This is a genomic window from Alkalihalobacillus sp. NPDC127517 (assembly GCF_050276055.1).
GTDB lineage: Bacteria > Bacillota > Bacilli > Bacillales > Bacillaceae_D > Alkalicoccobacillus.
In genome coordinates, this window is the sequence record NZ_JBNNQX010000006.1 from 262,337 (window position 1) to 280,971 (window position 18,635).

General features: G+C 40.1%; 20 protein-coding genes and 1 other annotated feature. Of the genes, 1 reads left to right on the forward strand and 19 read right to left on the reverse strand.

The window, feature by feature from the left end:
* Positions 1-472: 472 nt before the first annotated feature.
* The 19 genes from ACQKKO_RS10465 to rpsU all read right to left on the reverse strand — a co-directional run bounded on the left by ACQKKO_RS10465 (position 473) and on the right by rpsU (position 17,287).
* Positions 473-1,279 carry a pyruvate, water dikinase regulatory protein gene (locus ACQKKO_RS10465; protein ID WP_498646928.1) on the reverse strand — a complete coding sequence of 269 codons (807 nt, stop codon included), beginning with the start codon at positions 1,277-1,279 and terminating at the stop codon, positions 473-475.
* Positions 1,280-1,321: 42 nt separating this feature from the next.
* Positions 1,322-1,957: a transcriptional regulator CcpN gene (ccpN, locus tag ACQKKO_RS10470; RefSeq protein WP_498646929.1), complete on the reverse strand. Its 636-nt coding sequence runs from the start codon at positions 1,955-1,957 to the stop codon at positions 1,322-1,324.
* Between the two features lie 21 nt (positions 1,958-1,978).
* Positions 1,979-4,057: a glycine--tRNA ligase subunit beta gene (gene glyS, locus ACQKKO_RS10475; RefSeq protein WP_498646884.1), complete on the reverse strand. Its 2,079-nt coding sequence runs from the start codon at positions 4,055-4,057 to the stop codon at positions 1,979-1,981.
* Positions 4,050-4,940, reverse strand: a complete 891-nt coding sequence (gene glyQ / locus ACQKKO_RS10480) for a glycine--tRNA ligase subunit alpha (RefSeq protein ID WP_498646885.1) — start codon at positions 4,938-4,940, stop codon at positions 4,050-4,052. Before glyQ ends, glyS begins: the two co-directional genes overlap by 8 nt.
* A gap of 76 nt (positions 4,941-5,016) precedes the next feature.
* Positions 5,017-5,194, reverse strand: a binding site (T-box leader).
* 29 nt (positions 5,195-5,223) lie between these two features.
* A complete protein-coding gene (gene recO / locus ACQKKO_RS10485) occupies positions 5,224-5,988 on the reverse strand; it encodes a DNA repair protein RecO (protein ID WP_498646888.1) in 765 nt (254 codons plus the stop codon).
* A 20-nt stretch (positions 5,989-6,008) separates the two neighbouring features.
* Positions 6,009-6,158 carry a YqzL family protein gene (locus tag ACQKKO_RS10490; protein WP_498646890.1) on the reverse strand — a complete coding sequence of 50 codons (150 nt, stop codon included), beginning with the start codon at positions 6,156-6,158 and terminating at the stop codon, positions 6,009-6,011.
* Positions 6,159-6,376: 218 nt separating this feature from the next.
* The gene (era, locus tag ACQKKO_RS10495) at positions 6,377-7,294 is read right to left on the reverse strand and encodes a GTPase Era (protein ID WP_498646892.1); all 918 of its coding nucleotides are present in this window, start codon (positions 7,292-7,294) and stop codon (positions 6,377-6,379) included.
* Positions 7,287-7,682, reverse strand: a complete 396-nt coding sequence (locus ACQKKO_RS10500) for a cytidine deaminase (protein WP_498646894.1) — start codon at positions 7,680-7,682, stop codon at positions 7,287-7,289. Before ACQKKO_RS10500 ends, era begins: the two co-directional genes overlap by 8 nt.
* 19 nt (positions 7,683-7,701) lie before the next feature.
* Entirely contained in the window at positions 7,702-8,091 is a 390-nt protein-coding gene (locus ACQKKO_RS10505; protein ID WP_498646896.1) for a diacylglycerol kinase family protein, read from the reverse strand.
* A complete protein-coding gene (gene ybeY, locus ACQKKO_RS10510; RefSeq protein ID WP_498646898.1) occupies positions 8,075-8,542 on the reverse strand; it encodes an rRNA maturation RNase YbeY in 468 nt (155 codons plus the stop codon). Before ybeY ends, ACQKKO_RS10505 begins: the two co-directional genes overlap by 17 nt.
* On the reverse strand, positions 8,493-10,709 hold the full coding sequence (locus ACQKKO_RS10515) for an HD family phosphohydrolase (RefSeq protein WP_498646900.1): 2,217 nt from the start codon (positions 10,707-10,709) through the stop codon (positions 8,493-8,495). The genes ybeY and ACQKKO_RS10515 overlap by 50 nt, the downstream gene beginning before the upstream one ends.
* A gap of 123 nt (positions 10,710-10,832) precedes the next feature.
* Positions 10,833-11,804, reverse strand: coding sequence for a PhoH family protein (locus ACQKKO_RS10520; protein ID WP_498646902.1), 972 nt, complete (start codon positions 11,802-11,804; stop codon positions 10,833-10,835).
* A 6-nt stretch (positions 11,805-11,810) separates the two neighbouring features.
* The gene (yqfD, locus tag ACQKKO_RS10525) at positions 11,811-13,001 is read right to left on the reverse strand and encodes a sporulation protein YqfD (protein ID WP_498646904.1); all 1,191 of its coding nucleotides are present in this window, start codon (positions 12,999-13,001) and stop codon (positions 11,811-11,813) included.
* A 29-nt stretch (positions 13,002-13,030) separates the two neighbouring features.
* The gene (gene yqfC, locus ACQKKO_RS10530; protein ID WP_203086441.1) at positions 13,031-13,327 is read right to left on the reverse strand and encodes a sporulation protein YqfC; all 297 of its coding nucleotides are present in this window, start codon (positions 13,325-13,327) and stop codon (positions 13,031-13,033) included.
* A gap of 138 nt (positions 13,328-13,465) precedes the next feature.
* Positions 13,466-14,020 carry a YqfB family membrane protein gene (locus tag ACQKKO_RS10535; RefSeq protein WP_498646906.1) on the reverse strand — a complete coding sequence of 185 codons (555 nt, stop codon included), beginning with the start codon at positions 14,018-14,020 and terminating at the stop codon, positions 13,466-13,468.
* A gap of 32 nt (positions 14,021-14,052) precedes the next feature.
* Complete coding sequence (gene floA, locus ACQKKO_RS10540; RefSeq protein ID WP_498646909.1) at positions 14,053-15,060, reverse strand: flotillin-like protein FloA; 1,008 nt, start codon at positions 15,058-15,060, stop codon at positions 14,053-14,055.
* Positions 15,061-15,063: 3 nt separating this feature from the next.
* Positions 15,064-16,422, reverse strand: coding sequence for an NfeD family protein (locus tag ACQKKO_RS10545; protein WP_498646931.1), 1,359 nt, complete (start codon positions 16,420-16,422; stop codon positions 15,064-15,066).
* Positions 16,423-16,642: 220 nt separating this feature from the next.
* Entirely contained in the window at positions 16,643-17,086 is a 444-nt protein-coding gene (locus ACQKKO_RS10550) for a GatB/YqeY domain-containing protein (RefSeq protein WP_498646932.1), read from the reverse strand.
* A 27-nt stretch (positions 17,087-17,113) separates the two neighbouring features.
* A complete protein-coding gene (gene rpsU, locus ACQKKO_RS10555) occupies positions 17,114-17,287 on the reverse strand; it encodes a 30S ribosomal protein S21 (protein ID WP_059102666.1) in 174 nt (57 codons plus the stop codon).
* Between the two features lie 210 nt (positions 17,288-17,497).
* Between rpsU and ACQKKO_RS10560 the strand changes: the two genes are divergently transcribed.
* Positions 17,498-18,427 (forward strand): Na/Pi symporter, encoded by a 930-nt coding sequence (locus ACQKKO_RS10560; protein WP_498646911.1) that lies wholly within the window; start codon positions 17,498-17,500, stop codon positions 18,425-18,427.
* Positions 18,428-18,635 lie beyond the last annotated feature (208 nt).

The following is an 18,635-nucleotide window of genomic DNA, read 5'->3' on the forward strand; positions in this document are numbered from 1 at the left end:
ATGTTCATTCCACACTCCCTTAAAAAATCCTGCTAAACAAGCAGAAAAAGTTGAAATTCGTCGAAACCTGAAAAAAATGAACTCTTTTTTGGCGTTCTACGTAACGTATCCCTTACTATCATTACCAAAAAAACTGGAAAAAGTCTTGACTTTTCAAATTTATTTGTTCTCACGTAAAAATAGACCATCTAAATATGAAATAAACTTTAAATCACAATTCTTTATTATACGTATTAATTGATCATTTGAACAGTGTTTTATCTTATCCGTGTTGAAAAGAATGAGTGACTACAATAATACAGTAATATAGCCATTCATCCACTACGGTAGAATCCCTCTCACAAACCCGCTGGAGTCTCTGGTTCAATAACCGCTCGTTTCACAAAAAATATAAACGGCGAATGATTCAACCGTTGAATCATTCGCCATTTGGGGGTTGGGGGTTAGTATTGTCCCAGCCCCTTATTCACAATTATTTACGTTGAAACATATTAGAGATTAAATTAGCAGTTTCTTCTACGGCCTTGTTTGAAACATCGACTACAGGACATCCTATGCGACTCATAACCTTTTCAGAATAGGCAAGTTCTTCTTTAATACGATTGATGTTCGCATAATTCGCTTCTGATTTTAAACCTAAGGCTTTTAATCGTTCGGTACGAATACTATTTAGTTTTTCTGGGCTTATTTTAAGTCCAATACATTTGCTAGGTGAGATTTTAAAGAGCTCCTCTGGCGGTTCAACCTCAGGTACAAGTGGTACATTTGCAACCTTAAGTCGTTTATGAGCTAAATATTGAGAAAGCGGTGTTTTGGACGTACGAGAGACTCCAATTAATACGACATCTGCTCGAATAATTCCTCTTGGATCTCGACCATCATCATACTTTACTGCAAATTCAATGGCTTCAACTTTACGGAAATAATCTTCATCCAACCGGTAGATCACACCTGGCTCGTATCTTGGCTTTTCGTTTGTAAGCTCTGAGACTTTTTGAAGCATCGGTCCAATAATATCAACCGTTTCTACCTGTTCTTCTTTAGCTCGTTGCAGTAAATAGTCCTTCATATCCGGTACAACTAAAGTAAACGCAATAAGTGCCTTTGCCTCTGCCGCTAAACAAATAACCTCTTCAATTGTACCTTTGTCTTCTACATAAGGGATTCGTCTTAGTTCAACTCCAGATCCACTAAACTGACTGACAGCGGCTTTTACAACAAGCTCAGCTGTCTCCCCTACTGAGTCAGATACTACATAGACAATCGGACGGTATGTCATTTCCACATCAGAACCTTTCCTTCACTTAAGCACATACTGTACTTAAATGGATTCGTTATTCGCAAGATCAACAAGCAGGCTGGTTATATTCGTTTTCGTAATACGACCAGTTACCTCTAGTCCACTTCCATGCTCTTTTTTTCTTACAATGGGCAGACCATCAATTTGCTTTAAGATCAGCTTTTTTGCTACGTCTATAATAAAGTCATCCTCATAACATACTGTCACATTAGGCATTCTGGTCATGATGATCCCTACAGGAATGGTTTCAAGGGATTTCTGCCCGAGACTTGCTCGAAGCAAATCTTTTCTTGAAACCACTCCTGTTAGGGTTGAATCCTTATCGACCACAAACAATGTTCCAACATCTTCTAGAAACATGGTTGTAATGGCCTCATAGACAGACGAAGAATCGTTCACGACTACCGGCCTTGATTTATAATGATCAACCGTAATCGTTTTTACTTTATCAGATAGAATTTCAGCATTCTGCTTACCAGCATAAAAATAGCCAACTCGTGGTCTTGCATCTAAATAACCTGACATCGTTAAAATGGCTAAATCAGGACGAAGAGTAGCTCTTGTTAACGAAAGCCTTTCAGCAATATGTTCACCTGTAATTGGACCATTTTCTTTTACGATACTAAGAATTTGCTCTTGCCTACTAGATAGCTCGATGGGATTTCACCGCCCTTTACCTTAAAAAACTAGCTTATTGAATTGCGCAAAGTCTTCAATTTCTTGAGCCAGCTGTTTCATTAATTGAAGTCTGTTATCTTTTACTTCTTTTTGGTCGGACATAACCATGATGTGTTCAAAGTATTGATGAACAATCGGAGCTGTTTGTTCTAGTGCTTGATAGGCAACATCTGCCTGGCCTTGTTCTTTTGATTGCTTTAATAAAGAAGATAGCTCTACATATCGATCATACAGTTGGTTCTCTTCTTCTTTTTCAAATAACTCTGGGTTAATAGTTACTGTCGCTTCTGCTTTTTTAGCAATATTAGTCACTCGGCTTAAAGCTTCTACAACCTTTTTGAATGACTCTTCTTTATGTGCATTTGACAGAAGCTCCGCTTTTTTGAATACCCAAGGAACTGATTCTTGTTCATTCGTTAAAACTGCGTCAATAACATCGTACTCAATGCCTCTATCAGATAATGCATGTTTCATTCGTAAGGTAAAGAACTCATAAAGCTGGTTAAGTGTTTCATTTTTATTCGCTAGTTTTAATCCGTTTTCCTCAGCTGTTTCAACTGCAAGTGCAAGTAATTGATCAAAAGCTAAGTCAATTTGCTTCTCAAGAATCATCTGTACTAGACCTAAAGCTTGACGTCTTAAGGCATAAGGATCTTGAGAACCTGTTGGGATTAATCCAATCGCAAAACAAGAAACAATGGTATCCAGTTTATCTGCCATACTTACAATAAGACCGAGGTCTGACTCCGGTAAGCTGTCTCCAGCAAAACGAGGGTAATAATGCTCGCGGATTGCTTTTGCTACATCCTTATTTTCACCAAGATGCTTTGCATACACTTCCCCCATTAATCCTTGAAGCTCTGGAAATTCACCGACCATTTGCGAAACCAGATCAAATTTACTGATTTCAGCTGCTCGTTGGACAAGTTCACCCGATACATTCTGGAATCCAACTTGTGCGTTTAGCTTTGCTGCAATACTCTTGATGCGCTTCACTTTGTCACCCAGAGATCCAAGCTCTTCATGGTACACAATGGAATCAAGCTGTTTAACAGCGGCATCAATATTCATTTTTTGATCTTCTTTGTAGAAGAAGGCAGAATCAGAAAAGCGTGCACGTAATACTTTTTCATTTCCCCTTGCCACATTCTCTAGATGGTTGCGGTCCCCATTACGAACCGTAATAAAATGCGGTAAAAGTTGACCATCTTTATTCTCAACCGGGAAGTAGCGTTGATGCTCCTTCATCGTTGTTAAAAGAACTTCTTTTGGTAAAGTTAAAAACTCTTCTTCAAATCGACCACTTAACGCTGTTGGCCATTCAACAAGATTAGTGACTTCCTCTAGCAGGTCTTCATTTACTGGAATAACCCATCCCTCGTGATCAGCTAGCTCCTTTAATTGCTCACGAATCACTTGTTTCCGTTCATTTGGATCAACTAGTACAAACTGTTCTCTTAATAGCTCCTGGTAATCTCCTGGGTTTGAGATTGTCATGTCTTTACCCAAAAAGCGATGCCCGCGACTTGTCTTTCCTGATTCAATTGAGGTGATTGAAAATGGAACAACCTGTTTGTCATACAAAGCAACGATCCATTGAATTGGACGAGCAAAACGCAAGCTATAATCATGCCATCTCATATTTTTGGGGAAATGTAGAGATGTAATTAACTCTTTTACATGCGGAAGTAATTCAATGGTTTTCTTTCCTTCTTGGAACGTTTTTGCAAAAACATATTCCGTCCCTTTCACTTCCTGTGTAAATAAATCATCTGCTGTAACGCCTTGACCGCGAGCAAAACCAAGCGCAGCCTTTGACCAGCTTCCATCTTCTGCAATCGCAATTTTTTTTGCTGGACCACGAGCTTCACTTTCAAGATTTGGCTGACTATCTTCTAAATCAGTAATTAGAATGGCCAATCGTCTTGGAGTCGCATACCCTTTTACTTCTGAACAAGCTAAACGTTGTTCTTTTAACCACTCCTCCACCAAATGTGTGAGTTGGTTAATAGAAGATGTGACAAATCGTGCTGGCAGTTCTTCAAGTCCAATTTCAAGTAGAAAATCATGTTTACTCATGGTTAGACTCCTCCTTTTCTTTTAACAGAGGGAAACCAAGGCGTTCCCGTTCTTCATAATAAAGTCTCGCTGCACGACGAGCTAATGTACGGACACGTCCGATATATCCTGTACGTTCCGTCACAGAAATCGCTCCACGCGCATCTAGAAGATTAAAGCTGTGCGAACATTTTAAAATGTAATCATAAGCAGGTAACACAAGCTGTTCATCTAAAGCTCTTCCTGCTTCTTTTTCATAGGTTTGGAATAGAGTAAACAGCATAGACGTATCTGATACCTCAAATGTGTATTTCGAGTGTTCATATTCAGCTTGGCTAAAAATATCACCATATGTGAAGCCTTCTACCCATTCTAAATCAAATACATTTTCCTTATCTTGAATATAAGAAGCTAGACGCTCTAGTCCGTACGTAATTTCAGATGAAACAGGACTAGCTTCCATTCCGCCTACTTGTTGGAAGTACGTAAATTGAGTAATCTCCATTCCATCTAACCATACTTCCCACCCAAGACCAGCGCAGCCTAGTGTAGGGTTCTCCCAATTGTCTTCAACAAAACGAATATCATGTTCAAGTGGATTAATTCCAATCGCTTTTAAACTGTCCAAATAAAGCTCTTGAATATTTAAAGGAGATGGCTTCATGACCACCTGGAATTGATGATGCTGGTATAAACGGTTTGGGTTTTCCCCATAACGACCATCTGCTGGACGTCTTGAAGGCTCAACATAAGCCACGTTCCACGGCTCTGGACCGATTGTTTTAAGTAACGTAAAGGGACTCATGGTTCCGGCACCCTTTTCCGTATCATATGCCTGCATAATGATGCAATTTTGTTTTGCCCAATATTCTTGTAACGTTAAAATCATTTGTTGTACATTCATTGTACAGCCTCCCTGTCTTTAATTCGCATAAGAACGAGATCCATGCAAAAAGCTCCCGTCCCTACGCTGATATCAGCGTAGGGACGGGAGCTTTCCCGCGGTTCCACCCTACTTATCCGTACATATTGTACGAACCACTTTCGTTTTGGATGCTCCGAAATGCCTTTCGCTGCTTACTGAATCTTGGGCTCACACCGTCCCCAAGTCGCTTTAATCAGTGGATAGCAGGTACTTCTTTTCATCACTGCATCAATCTATTAGTAAAATCATACATAAGTTCACACTACGTGTCAATATTAGTACCGAGATTCATTCGTTCAAGCTGATCTAGAAAACGTCGTGACTTCAATGTGACTCCTGAATATTCATCATAATACGCACGTATAATATCTTTAAGCTCTTGTTTTGTTTCTTTTTTTAAGGAGATTTCTCCAAGGCGGTGCAGGTCCATCTCATAGAACAATCGCAGCAAACGACTTGTCTGGGTTGAGCATGGAAATGCGTGCTCATCTTTATGCAAACAAGCTCTGCACAAAAATCCACCAAACCGAATCGAAAAAGCAACAGGAGTTTCAACCGAACCACAAGAGACGCATTGATTTAAATTAGGACTGATACCTGCCACATCCATCATCTTCATCTCGAAGATTCGAGTTATGACTTCTGGATCTGCCCCTTCTTCCATTTTAAGAAGACTTACATACAACCAATCAAATAAAAAGAAATAGCGATGTTTCTCTTCGGTTAACTTATCAACAAGCTCAGCCATATACATGGCATATGAAGCGAGAGTCAAATCTTCACGGATCTTTCGGAAAGATTTAATTGGATCACCTTGGTTTAAGGTTCCAAGTCCATTCCCTTTATAAATCACAAAAGAGCCGTATACAAACGGCTGCGAGATGGCGGTAAGCTGACTTCTGGGCTTTTTAGCTCCTCTAGCCATGACGCCTACCTTCCCTCTTTCTTTTGTGAGGAGAGTAATAATTTTATTTGTTTCACCGTAATCAACGGTTCTAATAACAATGGCTTCTACTTTATCTAACATGATAACCACCTAGCTGTTTGTTACTGAGAAGTTGGATCAAACGTCAAATCGCTAGCTCCAGTATCTTCAGGACCATTCTCCGCTTCTGAATCGCGCTCAAGCTCCTTAATTAATAAATACGTATCAAGATTTCCTGTGTTGGTAAAAACCTTCCAAGATAAGTCGAGCATGTCAGAATTCACTCCTTTGTCAAAGAATTCGTTCCATCTGTACTCCTAGTTTCACCTGATAAAGTTAGAACATGATAAGGAAATATTACTAAATGAATGACCTTGACAAGATAATGACTATTCTCAAACCATTTTCCCCGTATCTTTTCTTTAATGATAAGGCTTTCCTCACAAAAAAACAATGGTTAGAAACCCAACCATTGTAAAAAAATCTCGTCTTAATATTCGTCAGAGCGGAACCCGAAATCTCGTAACTGAGCAGGCTTATTCCGCCAATCCTTTTCAACCTTTACCCATAATTCAAGAAAGACTTTTGTACCAAGTAATGCTTCAATATCTTCTCGAGCTTGTTTGCCGACTTCTTTAAGTAAGGCTCCACGTTTTCCAATGACAATTCCTTTTTGTGATGAACGTTCCACAACAATCGTTGCTTGAATATCAATCATGTCCTTATGCTCACGACGTTTCATGCTCTCAAGTCCAACAGCAATGGAATGCGGGACTTCCTCATGTGTCAGTTGAAGTACCTTTTCACGAATTAACTCAGCCACAATAAATCGCTCTGGATGATCCGTTACTTGATCTGCAGGATAATACTGTGGACCTTCTTCAAGCTTGTCCTTAATCTGCTCAAGCAGGACAGGAACATTATTCCCACTTAATGCTGAGATTGGAATGATTTCTTTGAATTCGTGCTTTTGTCTATATGTATCAATCAAACCTAATAATTCATCTGGATGTACAAGATCAATTTTGTTGATTAATAAAAACGCCGGTGTTTTTGTTTCCTTTAACCGATTAATAATGTATTGCTCTCCTGGTCCAAACCCTTCATTGGCTTCAACTAAGTATAAGATAATGTCTACTTCACGTAATGTATCCTTTGCGACCTTCATCATAAAATCACCAAGCTTATGCTTAGGCTTATGGATACCAGGCGTATCAATGAAAACGATTTGAGAATCATTATCCGTATAGACACCTTGAATTTTGTTACGAGTTGTTTGAGGCTTGTCTGACATAATCGCAACTTTTTGACCAATCACTCGGTTCAACAATGTTGACTTTCCGACATTTGGTCTACCGATTAAACAGACAAATCCTGATTTGTGTTCGTTTTCTTGATGATTATTCATTCATATCCCCCGCTTTAAATGCTCCAGGCAGTAATTCTGCCACTGATGTTTTAACTATTTTTCCATTTGTACTACCTAAGTATACAGGAACATCCGGACCGCATAATTCCATCATTACTTGACGACAAGCACCACACGGCGAAACAGGCTCCTCTGTATTTGCAATAACAGCTACGGCTTGAACTTCACGATTGCCCTCAGAATATGCTTTGTAGAGAGCTGTTCGCTCAGCACAATTCGTTAGACCAAACGAGGCATTTTCAATATTTGCACCATGAAAGATAGTGCCATCGGCCATTAGAAGCGCAGCTCCTACTGGAAACGACGAGTAAGGAACATACGCGTTCGTTCTTGCCTTTGCTGCTTCTTGCATTAATTGCTCGTTCATCAACGTCACTCCTAAAGGATTAAAATAAAAGATCTAGTAGTGGTGGACCAAAAAGAAGCAGCCCAATCACCACAGCAAAAACCCCAAAAACAAACACGGCGGCCGCCGCGACATCTTTTGCTCTTTTCGCTATCGGATGAAATTCTTCCGTGTATAAATCAACGGTTCGTTCTATTGCCGTATTCATAATTTCTAATGAAAACATGCCACCGATTACAAGCAAAAGAATCATCCAATGCATCAATGGAAACTGAAGCCACCATGCTAGTGCGATAACTAAGAGAGAACACCCTAAATGGATTTGCATATTCTGTTCGTACTTCACAACATGTTTTAATCCATGAGTCGCAAAAACAAATGATCGAAGTAACCGTCTGAATCCTTTTTGGTTTCTATCTGACAAGCCCATAACTTGTTAAGATCTCCTCCTGACGGCCAAACATTTCTTTTTCTTCAGACTCCGTTAGATGATCATAGCCAAGTAAATGAAGAAAACCATGAACAACCAAAAAGCCGAGCTCACGTTCAAAGGAATGACCGTAATCGTCTGCCTGTAATGAAATTCTAGGCACCGAAATAATAATATCTCCAAGAAGATTTGGCATCCCACTAATCGGTTCAACCACATCATCTTCCCCTTCATTTAATGCAAAAGACAAGACATCGGTTCCTTGATCCTTTCCTCTATGCTCTTTATTTAATTCTCTTATCTCTTCATCATCTACAAAGCTAATAGATACTTCGTAATCGCCAACAAGCTCTTGAACCTTTGAGGCATGTACAATAATGTTCTGTATAAGATCTAGTTGTTTACTTGTTAGTGTGTTCGTCTCGTCCATGGTTTCCACGAGTATCGTCATGTTCTTTCCCACCTTTTTTCATTTCATCTGGATATTCAATTCGTTGATGGAATGTCCCTTTTAACGTCTCGAGCATGGACAATGCGATGTCATTTAACTCTCTTAACGTAATTTCCGATTCATCAAACTGACCGTCTTCCAATTTTTCTTTAATAATCTTATTTACCATCGCTTCAATCTTGTCTGGTGTTGGCTTAGACATCGAACGCACAGCAGCCTCCACACTATCAGCAATCGCAACAATACATGCTACCTTATTTTGAGGCTTTGGTCCAGGGTAACGGAATTGAGATTCTGGTAATGGCTGTTCTACATCCTGATTCGCTTTATGATAAAAATATTTAAGTAAGCTTGTTCCATGGTGCTGTTCGGCTATATCTACAATTTCTTTTGGCATCTTGTATTCTCTGAGTAAGTCTGCCCCATCATACGGATGCGAGATAATAATCGTTGTACTAAGCTGTGGTGAAATCTTATCATGTGGATTATCCTGCCTCAACTGGTTTTCAATAAAGAAGTGAGGTCGTTTAGTTTTACCTACATCATGATAGTACGCACCCACTCTTGCTAACAACCCATTCTCTCCAAGACGTTCACATGCTGCCTCTGCAAGATTCCCAACAACCACACTATGATGATACGTTCCAGGAGCTTCTGTTAAAATTTTTCGTAGTAACGGGTGATTCGGGTTGGATAATTCAATGAGCTTTGAAACGGATAAGATTGAAAAGCCGGTTTCAAAGAAAGCAAGCAATCCAATCGTCAAAATTGCCGAGGCAATTCCTGAGAAAGCCGCACTGGCTACATGGGAACCTACTTCAATCCAGTTATGCTGTAACCCCTTAATAAAAAGCAGTGTTAAGACAGCAATGACATTAATACACGCTACTAAAAATCCAGCTTTTAGTAACCTTGTAATCCGATTTGATGTATCTAGGAATAACGCACCTGCAAGCGAGCTGACTAAAAGATAGAAGCCGTACGTAACATTAAACGATGACGCACCATCTTGACTATAAAGTACGGTTCCAACAATCGCATACAGCACACTCGAAAATAAAGCAATTCTAGTATTTAACAATAGCGTGAGGAGCATCGTGCCTGTAGCAACTGGTACTACATAACCGACCCCAGCAATATTAATTAACTCTGTATAACTTGTCACCTTCATCAAACACGTCACAATAACAAAAACAAGAATAAACATGAGAAAGTGCGAATTGTTATTCTTAACTGTGGTATTTGATTCTTGAATAAAGTAAAGCATCATCCCCATGATAATCATCACAAACATACCAAGACCAATATAAGGATAGAAATTAAGCGATTCATCCAATAACCCAACTAATTTCAATTGAGCATATGTTTCGTTATTAATGACATCTCCTTGCTGTACTAACAATTGGCCTTCTCTGATCATCACAGATTCAACGTTCTCAGAAGCCTCTTCACGCAGTCGTTCTGTAGAGTCTCGATCATACACATAGTTTGGAATAATCGCAAATTGACCGACTTCTACCATAGCATCTCGCAAGCGGTTACTGACAGTAGATATATTAATTAAATCATCTACCTGATTTCTAGCTTCTTGCAAATCGTTAGCTTCAATTTGTTCACTCATCACTTCAAAGACAGTGTTTGATGTGGCCTCTTTCGCTAATACAAGCTGAGACTCGGACGTTTCTAATAATGTAATAATTGTTTCATCCGATAGTTGGTTACTTGTTCCAGAAGAAAGCGCATCCTTCACGCTATTTAAACTCTCTTCCAAACGTTCATCCTCATCTAACTCTTCTTCATTTTCCTCTGAATCAGACTCCGATGAAGCTTGATCTTTTTTTACCTGAATCACTAATTCAAAAATATCATTCACGCGTCCACCTTGTGTTTCAGCATAATTTTGCTTTAACACATAATTCGGTTCAACGTTGTCCACGGCCTCACTTTGTAACTGCTCGGTGGCTTGTCTATTTTCAATCGTAATAGGTGACCTGATATCTTCTTCGGCTGTATCAGAAAGATGAATATCTAATTGCTCCGGAATCACATTTCCAAGCATCATAAAATAAAGAAAAATAGCTGTTAGAAAAACGAGTATCGTTTTTATGTAACGATGTTGCTTAATCTCATTCCACCATGTTTTCACTGATTTTGGCTTCTTTGTCACTCTGTTCACCTCAACTTCTAATCCGAGAAATCAGTTAACGATAGACTATTCTGTAAGAGAAGCAGACCAAAGGATTGGTCTGCTTACTAGTTGTAGATGGTATGTATAAACGATCCAGAGCCACTAAATAGACTGACTTGGATCGTTTTGATCGTATGCTTGGATAATTTTTTGGACTAACGTGTGTCTCACCACATCTGATTGCTGTAGATAAATCATTCCAATGCCTGATACATGCTTTAAAATACCGCTAGCCGTTTCAAGACCGGATTGTTTTCCTTTTGGCAAATCAATTTGAGTTAAGTCACCGTTAATAACCATTTTTGAGCCAAATCCCAGTCGCGTAATGAACATCTTCATTTGTTCTTTTGTTGTGTTCTGCGCTTCGTCTAAAATGACAAAAGCATCATCTAAAGTTCGACCACGCATATATGCAAGCGGAGCCACTTCAATTGTTCCACGTTCCATTAACCGTGCTGTTTGTTCAACTCCCAGTACATCATGTAATGCGTCGTAGAGAGGTCTCAAATAAGGATCAACCTTTTCCTTAAGATCACCCGGTAAAAAACCAAGACTTTCGCCTGCTTCTACTGCTGGTCTTGTTAACACAATCCGGTGAACGGCGCCATCTTTTAATGCATTAACAGCCATGACAACGGCCAAGTAGGTTTTTCCAGTACCCGCTGGTCCAATTCCAAACGTCATGTCCTTTTTGCGAATTTGAGTTACGTAATGCTTTTGTCCAAGTGTCTTTGCCCGAATCACTTTTCCTTTTACAGAAGTCGCAATTTTCTCATCGTATAAATCATATAGTTCACTTAATTGACCGTTCTTTGCAAGACCAGCAGCGTAAACAACATCACGATCAGAAACACTCATTCCAATTCTTAATAAATGCAATAATGATTGGAACAGGTCAGCTGTCTGTTCAATCGCTTCACTGTGTCCAGTAACAGAGATCTCTTCTCCTCTTGTCACAATTTGAACGTTAAGGCTTTCTTCCACCCTTTTTATGTGTGAATCATTGGGACCAAATAAGAGTTGTACTTCATTTGTGTTTTTTGGTTCTAGATGTAGTACTCTGGTTTCTGACAAATCGCCTCAATCTCCTTGAATTATCGGTTTTTCCTTCGCAATATCTTCAATGACTTGATAATGTATCGTTAGGTTCACTTTACCATTGTCAACCGCTTCGTGCAAAAGTTTTCCACTTAAAATCTCTGCATCGTCAGGCAGTTGATCTCTTAATTCACGTTCTGCTTGTTCCATTCCAACCTGCTTGGCTTCTTCCTCTGTATACGTTCGATTAAACGAATGGGTTTCATGAATTTCCTTATGAGTTAACGAAATAGGAAACTCCCATCCGAACAGGTGAAATGATTTTTCCTTTTCAAATTCCTGTACCTCGGGATAGTCCGGTTTACCGAACCCCCAGATCGGAACACGCCAATCATTATATGTGAGTGAATATCTAGAAGAATGCTTTCCTGTTAACGTTGTAAAGGATGCTTCTAGTGGAACGCTTACTTTAGAAGTGTACCATATTTCTCCTAAAACTTGTCCTTTTGCTGGAACCGTTTGCTGACGATCTTCTTTTGTACCAATTGTACCTGATACTAAAAGATCTCCTGGCATCACATAATCATTAACACGCACTTCAGGATGTCCATGCTCGACGAATAATTTGTGAATGACTGCTTTCTTTGAGGCAACTAAATGTCTGGGACTTAATAACTCAGCTTCTTCTGGTAATTGATGTTCAACAATTTCAAACTCATAAATTGTACCTTTTTGTCTAACTCCGATCCACGTTGCATCTGTTACCCTTTGTTGAATCTCTTGTTGGATCTTCTCAACTGGAGGTAACTTTGCTTGGAACGTTCCTCTTTTGATACCGAGTTCCGTTGCAGCTTGTTGAACCTCATTCGCAATTTTGGGAGAGCCCCCTTTTACCTGTATACCCCAGACCATTTGAGAACATACCAGAATCAAGATAAAGAAACTTACAAGCCCAAGCGTAAAACCGCTACGTTTTTTCATTGCCATCCATAGAAAAGGTAATCCATGTCTTTTCTTAAAGTACAACTTACACTCGTAGCGTTTGCGTAAAGTCTTTAACACCATAATGTCTTTTAATGCAATATGAAAGCCCATTCGATCTTCACCCAATTTGCGTATCGACCAAATGGCTAGTCCATTATGCAAACACGCGTTTAACAGACGCTCTGTGTAAACGCCTGTTAATTCAACAAAAACGTAGCCCTTAAAGTGTGTCATCCAATGATTTAACATAATATCCCCCTTTATCAACACAATCTATGTTAGGAGTGATCATCTGAGTCGTTAATGTAGATTACTTGATCAATTCTACCTTCAAGCAACAACTCTTCCGGGTATATGGTTTTGATCACAAATTGATCTCCTTTGATTAATACTTGGCCTTGCTTTAATAACAAACGCAATTCTGAAGTTGAAAAACGAAGAACTCCTTTATGGTTTTCAATATAGATATGCAACTGACCAATCATTGTAATCCTGGGCAGGTCCATCATGACGTCTGCGGGAAGCTGCATATGCTGCATCATCCATTTTCGTACAGGTCCCATCAGTTTTCCCATGCACCATTCCCCCTCCATGTATGCTTATGTTAAAACGAAGCAGGATATCACTTTATTCCAAATCGGAGCGTACGTGAACATAAAAAAGAACACAGATAAAAGTCTAAAGACTTCCATCTGTGTTCAATGTAGTATTAATTACTTACGACGCGTTGGAGCAAATGCTTGATGTGGATTTTTAGCACGTGGCTTACCGAGAACCTCGGCCCAAACAACAGCTTTCATCGCATCTTGTTTTGATAGGTTACCAACACTTAAATCAAGACGACCTGAAGAATGTGTACGGTTTTCAGACGTGGCGCTCAATTGAACCTGCTTTGGAGCTTGTTCCTCTGATTCACGCTTTCTTCGTTTATATTCTTCTAGCCTATCATATAATTCATTTTTAGTATTTGTTGCTTGAGTCGTCTCTTGCTCACGATGTTGAGAGGGGGCATACTGATCCGTCACCATATCTGGCTCTTGTTCTTGTTGCTGCCTAGGTTGCGGCTCTGCTTTTGCCTCTTCTTGTGTAAAGATATCGCGCCAATTTATTTCTTTTGACTCCTCTTGTTTTTGTTGAGGTTGGTTTTGACCCTGTTGTTGATTCGTTTGCCCCGCACCTTTAACCATTCGACCTAAAAAGCTAATAATCGCTATGATGAAGAAGATTAAAAGTGGGCTTCCGAGTAGGGTAGAAATTAACTCTTCCAATGTGTATCCCTCCTTTTCAAAGGAAAGGCAAATTAGTTACTGTCGTTGTTAGTTGAATCATTATCGTCCGTTGACTTACTGATTGAATCTCTCATATCAGTATCTGCCATTACGTTCTGATAATTCATGTAATCCATTACACCCATACGACCTGTACGTAGTGCTTCAGATAAGGCAAGTGGTACTTCAGCTTCAGCTTCCACAACTTTTGCACGCATTTCTTCAACACGCGCTCTCATTTCCTGTTCTTGTGCTACAGCCATTGCACGACGTTCCTCTGCTTTTGCTTGTGCAATATTCTTATCCGCTTCTGCTTGATCCGTTTGTAGCTCTGCACCAATGTTTTTACCGATGTCAATATCGGCAATATCAATGGAAAGGATTTCGAATGCTGTTCCTGAATCTAATCCTTTTGATAATACAGTTTGAGAAATCATATCAGGATTTTCAAGGACTTTCTTGTGGTCTTTTTGCGAACCAATCGTTGAAACAATTCCTTCACCAACACGAGCGATAACCGTATCTTCCCCGGCACCCCCGACAAGACGGTCAATGTTAGCACGAACGGTAATTCTTGATTTTGCTTTAATTTCAATCCCGTCCATTGCCACACCGGCAATAAAAGGTGTTTCAATGACTTTTGGATTAACACTCATTTGAACAGCTTCAAGTACGTCGCGTCCTGCTAAGTCAATCGCAGCTGCACGTTCAAATGGTAGTTCAATGTTCGCACGTTGTGCTGCAATTAATGCATTTACTACACGGTCAACATTACCACCTGCTAAGTAGTGTCCCTCTAGTCTTGACGTGTCTAAGTCAATTCCTGCTTTTACAGCTTTGATTAACGGGTTCACAACACGAGCCGGTACAACTCGACGAAGTCTCATCCCAATTAATTCAAAGATACTGATTTTCACTCCTGCAGCGATGGCCGAAATCCATAGCGCTACTGGAACAAATGTAAATAGTACAGCAAGAAGTATAATTACAACTGCTATAGCGATGAGAATGAAAATCGTTCCTTCATTATCAAATGGCATATCTTATTCCTCCTTTTGTTTATGATCAGCCTGCACCTCTCGAACCACTATACGCGACCCTGATGTGTAGACGACCTTCAATAAGCTACCTTGTTCAATATATCCACCCTCAGAAACCACGTCAAGGCGTTCCTCACCAAATAATGCAGATCCAGCAGGACTCAGTCTCGTTAAAGCCTTACCGTGCTGGGAAAGGAGCTCTGTACGTGTTTCGTTAGAAAGATATCCTTGCTCGCTTGTTGTTGATGATTTTAAAACCATTTTCTTCCACGGACCCCGGTCCCCAAGGAAACGGAATAAGAGAATCGCAGCTAGTAGCGATACAATTAAAGCCACTCCCACTGCAAAAAGCATGGTTGCGGTCGAAAAGGATGCTAAGAAAAGACCACTAATAATGGACGCTATGCCCAGCACCCCAAAAACCCCGAATCCAGGTATAAAAATCTCTATCACAATAAGTATAACACCCACCGAAAAGAGTATAATGGATTCCCATCCTGCAAAGCCTGCAAATAAATGTCCAAAGAAGAAAAGTCCTAAGGATGCAAGTCCAATCATTCCCGGAATACCAAACCCCGGAGTATATAGCTCTAATATGAGCCCTAAACTACCGACAGATAATAAGATCGGAATAACGATAGGGTTTGTCACAAACCGAGCAATTTTCTCAGCAAAGCTGACTTCAGAATTAATTATTTCTGCATCAGGTAAATTTACAACCTCTAACGAGAGTATCTCATCAATCGATCTAGCTGTTCCTTCTGAATACTCAACATCAATGGCATCTTCTGCACCAAGTGTTAAAAAGGTTCCTTCTGGAGAGTTTAATTTAGGGAGATCGTGATTTGTACTGGCCATCGCTAGTGCAAATTGTGGATCCCGACCATTTTTCTCTGCAGCATTTTTCATTTGATTTAACCAATATGATTGCGCTTTTTCTTCTGCCGCATTCCCTGCTCCATCAATGACTCCAGCCGCTCCCATGCTGCCTTGTGGATGCATAACAATGTGATCAGCATTTAATGCAATGTATGCGCCCGCTGAAATAGCATTCGGGTTAACGTAAGCCGTAATATCAATGTCCGTTTGATTTAGAAGCTGAGCAATATTTCCAGCTGCATCAACTGCGCCACCCGGTGTATCAATATCTAAGATAATATGGTCCGCTTGTTCTCTTTCAGCTTCAGCAAGAGCCCGTTCGAGAAACTTCTCCAACCCCCGTTCGACAGTCTGCTCAACAGGAATCACATAAACGCTCGGTTTATCATCCGTGGTTGAGGCGACCATGTACAGTTGGACAGGTATGAGTAAAAACCCAAGAAACAGAGCTGAAAGTGATAACAAGAGAATGCCTTTCCTCATTCGGTTCACACCCTCCCTCCTTTCAAAAGATGTATAGTATCATGTACGAATGAATGAAGATAAAGTTTCACTTTTTATTTCACTCGTTTGATTTCTCTCACTTACTTTAAGTGTAGCATGATGTTCATGGGACATTCCACTTTTGGGCGGTGACGCTTTCACGACTGTTTACTTAAATGACAAAAAGCCGATCTCTAAGAGACCGGCTTTGAATTCATTTTTATGAAAGCGACTCTAGAACGAGACGATTAATCACGGATCCATCTGCCTTACCTTTAACCTTAGGCATAATAGCACCCATAACCTTACCCATGTCCGATTTGTTCTCGGCACCAGTTTCGGCAATCGTTTCTTCTACGATTTGTCTCACTTCATCTTCAGTAAGCTGCTCGGGCAAGTACTTATGAAGGACAGCAATTTCTTCACGTTGCCGCGTCGCCAGATCTTCACGACCCGCCTGCTCAAACTCGTGGAGGGAATCCTTGCGCTGTTTAAGCTCACGATTCAGCACCGTTAGGCTATCTTCTTCAGATAATTCATGCCCTAGTTTAATCTGCTCATTCTGAATGGAAGCTTTGACCATCCGTATTACAGCTAGTTCTAGTTTATTTTTACTCTTCATCGCTATCTTCATATCCTGGTTTAACCGTTCAAGAAGACTCAGGTGAATTCACCCTTTCAAAAAGCCTAATTAGAATTTACGTTTTCTAGCGGCTTCAGATTTCTTTTTACGCTTCACACTAGGCTTTTCGTAGTGCTTACGTTTTTTAACCTCAGCCATCGTTCCTTCTTTAGAGATAGACTTCTTAAAGCGACGAAGTGCAGCATCAATCGATTCGTTTTTGCGAACGCGAGTTTCTGCCATAATATTTCCCTCCCTCCGAAAACAACCAAGCTCAAGACGCAGATATGCTTCATACACGTCTCTAACTATTATAATATATATGATTATAATCGGTCAACCGTCTTTCGGCAACCCTAAACTGTTAATTTGTGCGTTTTCATTACGTTTTTCGTGTAAAAAGTATACATGAATCGTACATCTTGTCCATACGTATGGTATAGAGGTGACGACATGTTTGCAGAAATCAGTACTCGCTTTATCGCCTATCTAGCTATTTTTTTATTTGGTTTAATTGTGATGAGACACGGTCTTTACCAGCTTGCCCAAGCTAGACTAGAAGGGTGGCTTACAACATTAACAGATTCGCCATGGAAAGGTATGCTTATTGGCATGTTAATCACGGCTACCCTCCAAAGTAGTACGGCAGTGATGGTCATGTTAGTTGGTCTAGTTGCGGCACGAATGATCCCTTTTACACATACGATTGGTGTAATCTTAGGAGCAAATATCGGAACGACAATTACCGCTGAGTTGATTACCTTTCAGATTGATTCCTATGCCTTATGGATTCTAGCAGGTGGCATGATCCTTCTGCTTTTCCGTCATACTCTTACGTATTCACTGGGCAGCTTATTTGTTGGGCTTGCCTGTTTATTTTTATCGATGAGTGGTTTCTCTTCCTTAGCAGAGCCAATTGCAGCCTTCCCTGCAGCAAGAGACCTCTTTCAATGGGCTTCTTCTCACTCTGTGAATGGGATGCTTTTGGGAGCCGTTCTAGCAGCAATTATTCAATCTAGTACAGCTTGTATTGCCATTGCAATGGGCTTTCTAGAAGATTCTGGAATGAGTTTACCAACAGCCATCGCCATTATGATCGGTTCCAATATTGGAACTTGTTTAACCGCACTTCTTGCAAGTATCGGAACAAACCCCGCTGCAAAAAAAGTTGCTTTTGCAAATGTTTGGCTAAACACACTTGGAGCGCTTTGTTTTCTTCCATTTATAAATGGGTTAGCATCTATTTCTATCATGTTATCCGAGCATCCAAGTGTTCAGCTTGCTCACGCAAGTGTGTTGTTTAATGTTATTTGTTCAATGTTGCTTTTACCACTCGTTCAGCCGTTCACACGATTTATTGAGTTTGTTCATCGTAAGCTTTAAACGCCAAAAAAGAGAGCGGGACATAACATTAATGTAGCGAGTAAAACACGAATATAGCAAATAATCCGCTACAGGAGAATCCCTCGCACCCGCGGGGATTTGCCTCAGCCACTTTCTGTTCCGTAGGAGCATTCCTGTGGGTTTTCTTTTGACCTATTTACACAAAAAAAGTCCTCCGTTAAGATGCAAGTAATCACACAAAACATCA

Excerpts from the sequence above, each read along its gene's own strand:
- ACQKKO_RS10465 (WP_498646928.1), bottom strand. The coding sequence starts at position 1,279 with ATGACATACCGTCCGATTGTCTATGTAGTATCTGACTCAGTAGGGGAG.
- glyS (WP_498646884.1), bottom strand. The coding sequence starts at position 4,057 with ATGAGTAAACATGATTTTCTACTTGAAATTGGACTTGAAGAACTGCCA.
- glyQ (WP_498646885.1), bottom strand. The coding sequence starts at position 4,940 with ATGAATGTACAACAAATGATTTTAACGTTACAAGAATATTGGGCAAAA.
- recO (WP_498646888.1), bottom strand. The coding sequence starts at position 5,988 with ATGTTAGATAAAGTAGAAGCCATTGTTATTAGAACCGTTGATTACGGT.
- ACQKKO_RS10490 (WP_498646890.1), bottom strand. The coding sequence starts at position 6,158 with ATGCTCGACTTATCTTGGAAGGTTTTTACCAACACAGGAAATCTTGAT.
- era (WP_498646892.1), bottom strand. The coding sequence starts at position 7,294 with ATGAATAATCATCAAGAAAACGAACACAAATCAGGATTTGTCTGTTTA.
- ACQKKO_RS10500 (WP_498646894.1), bottom strand. The coding sequence starts at position 7,682 with ATGAACGAGCAATTAATGCAAGAAGCAGCAAAGGCAAGAACGAACGCG.
- ACQKKO_RS10505 (WP_498646896.1), bottom strand. The coding sequence starts at position 8,091 with ATGGGCTTGTCAGATAGAAACCAAAAAGGATTCAGACGGTTACTTCGA.
- ybeY (WP_498646898.1), bottom strand. The coding sequence starts at position 8,542 with ATGACGATACTCGTGGAAACCATGGACGAGACGAACACACTAACAAGT.
- yqfD (WP_498646904.1), bottom strand. The coding sequence starts at position 13,001 with ATGTTAAATCATTGGATGACACACTTTAAGGGCTACGTTTTTGTTGAA.
- yqfC (WP_203086441.1), bottom strand. The coding sequence starts at position 13,327 with ATGGGAAAACTGATGGGACCTGTACGAAAATGGATGATGCAGCATATG.
- floA (WP_498646909.1), bottom strand. The coding sequence starts at position 15,060 with ATGCCATTTGATAATGAAGGAACGATTTTCATTCTCATCGCTATAGCA.
- ACQKKO_RS10545 (WP_498646931.1), bottom strand. The coding sequence starts at position 16,422 with ATGAGGAAAGGCATTCTCTTGTTATCACTTTCAGCTCTGTTTCTTGGG.
- rpsU (WP_059102666.1), bottom strand. The coding sequence starts at position 17,287 with ATGGCAGAAACTCGCGTTCGCAAAAACGAATCGATTGATGCTGCACTT.
- ACQKKO_RS10560 (WP_498646911.1), top strand. The coding sequence starts at position 17,498 with ATGTTTGCAGAAATCAGTACTCGCTTTATCGCCTATCTAGCTATTTTT.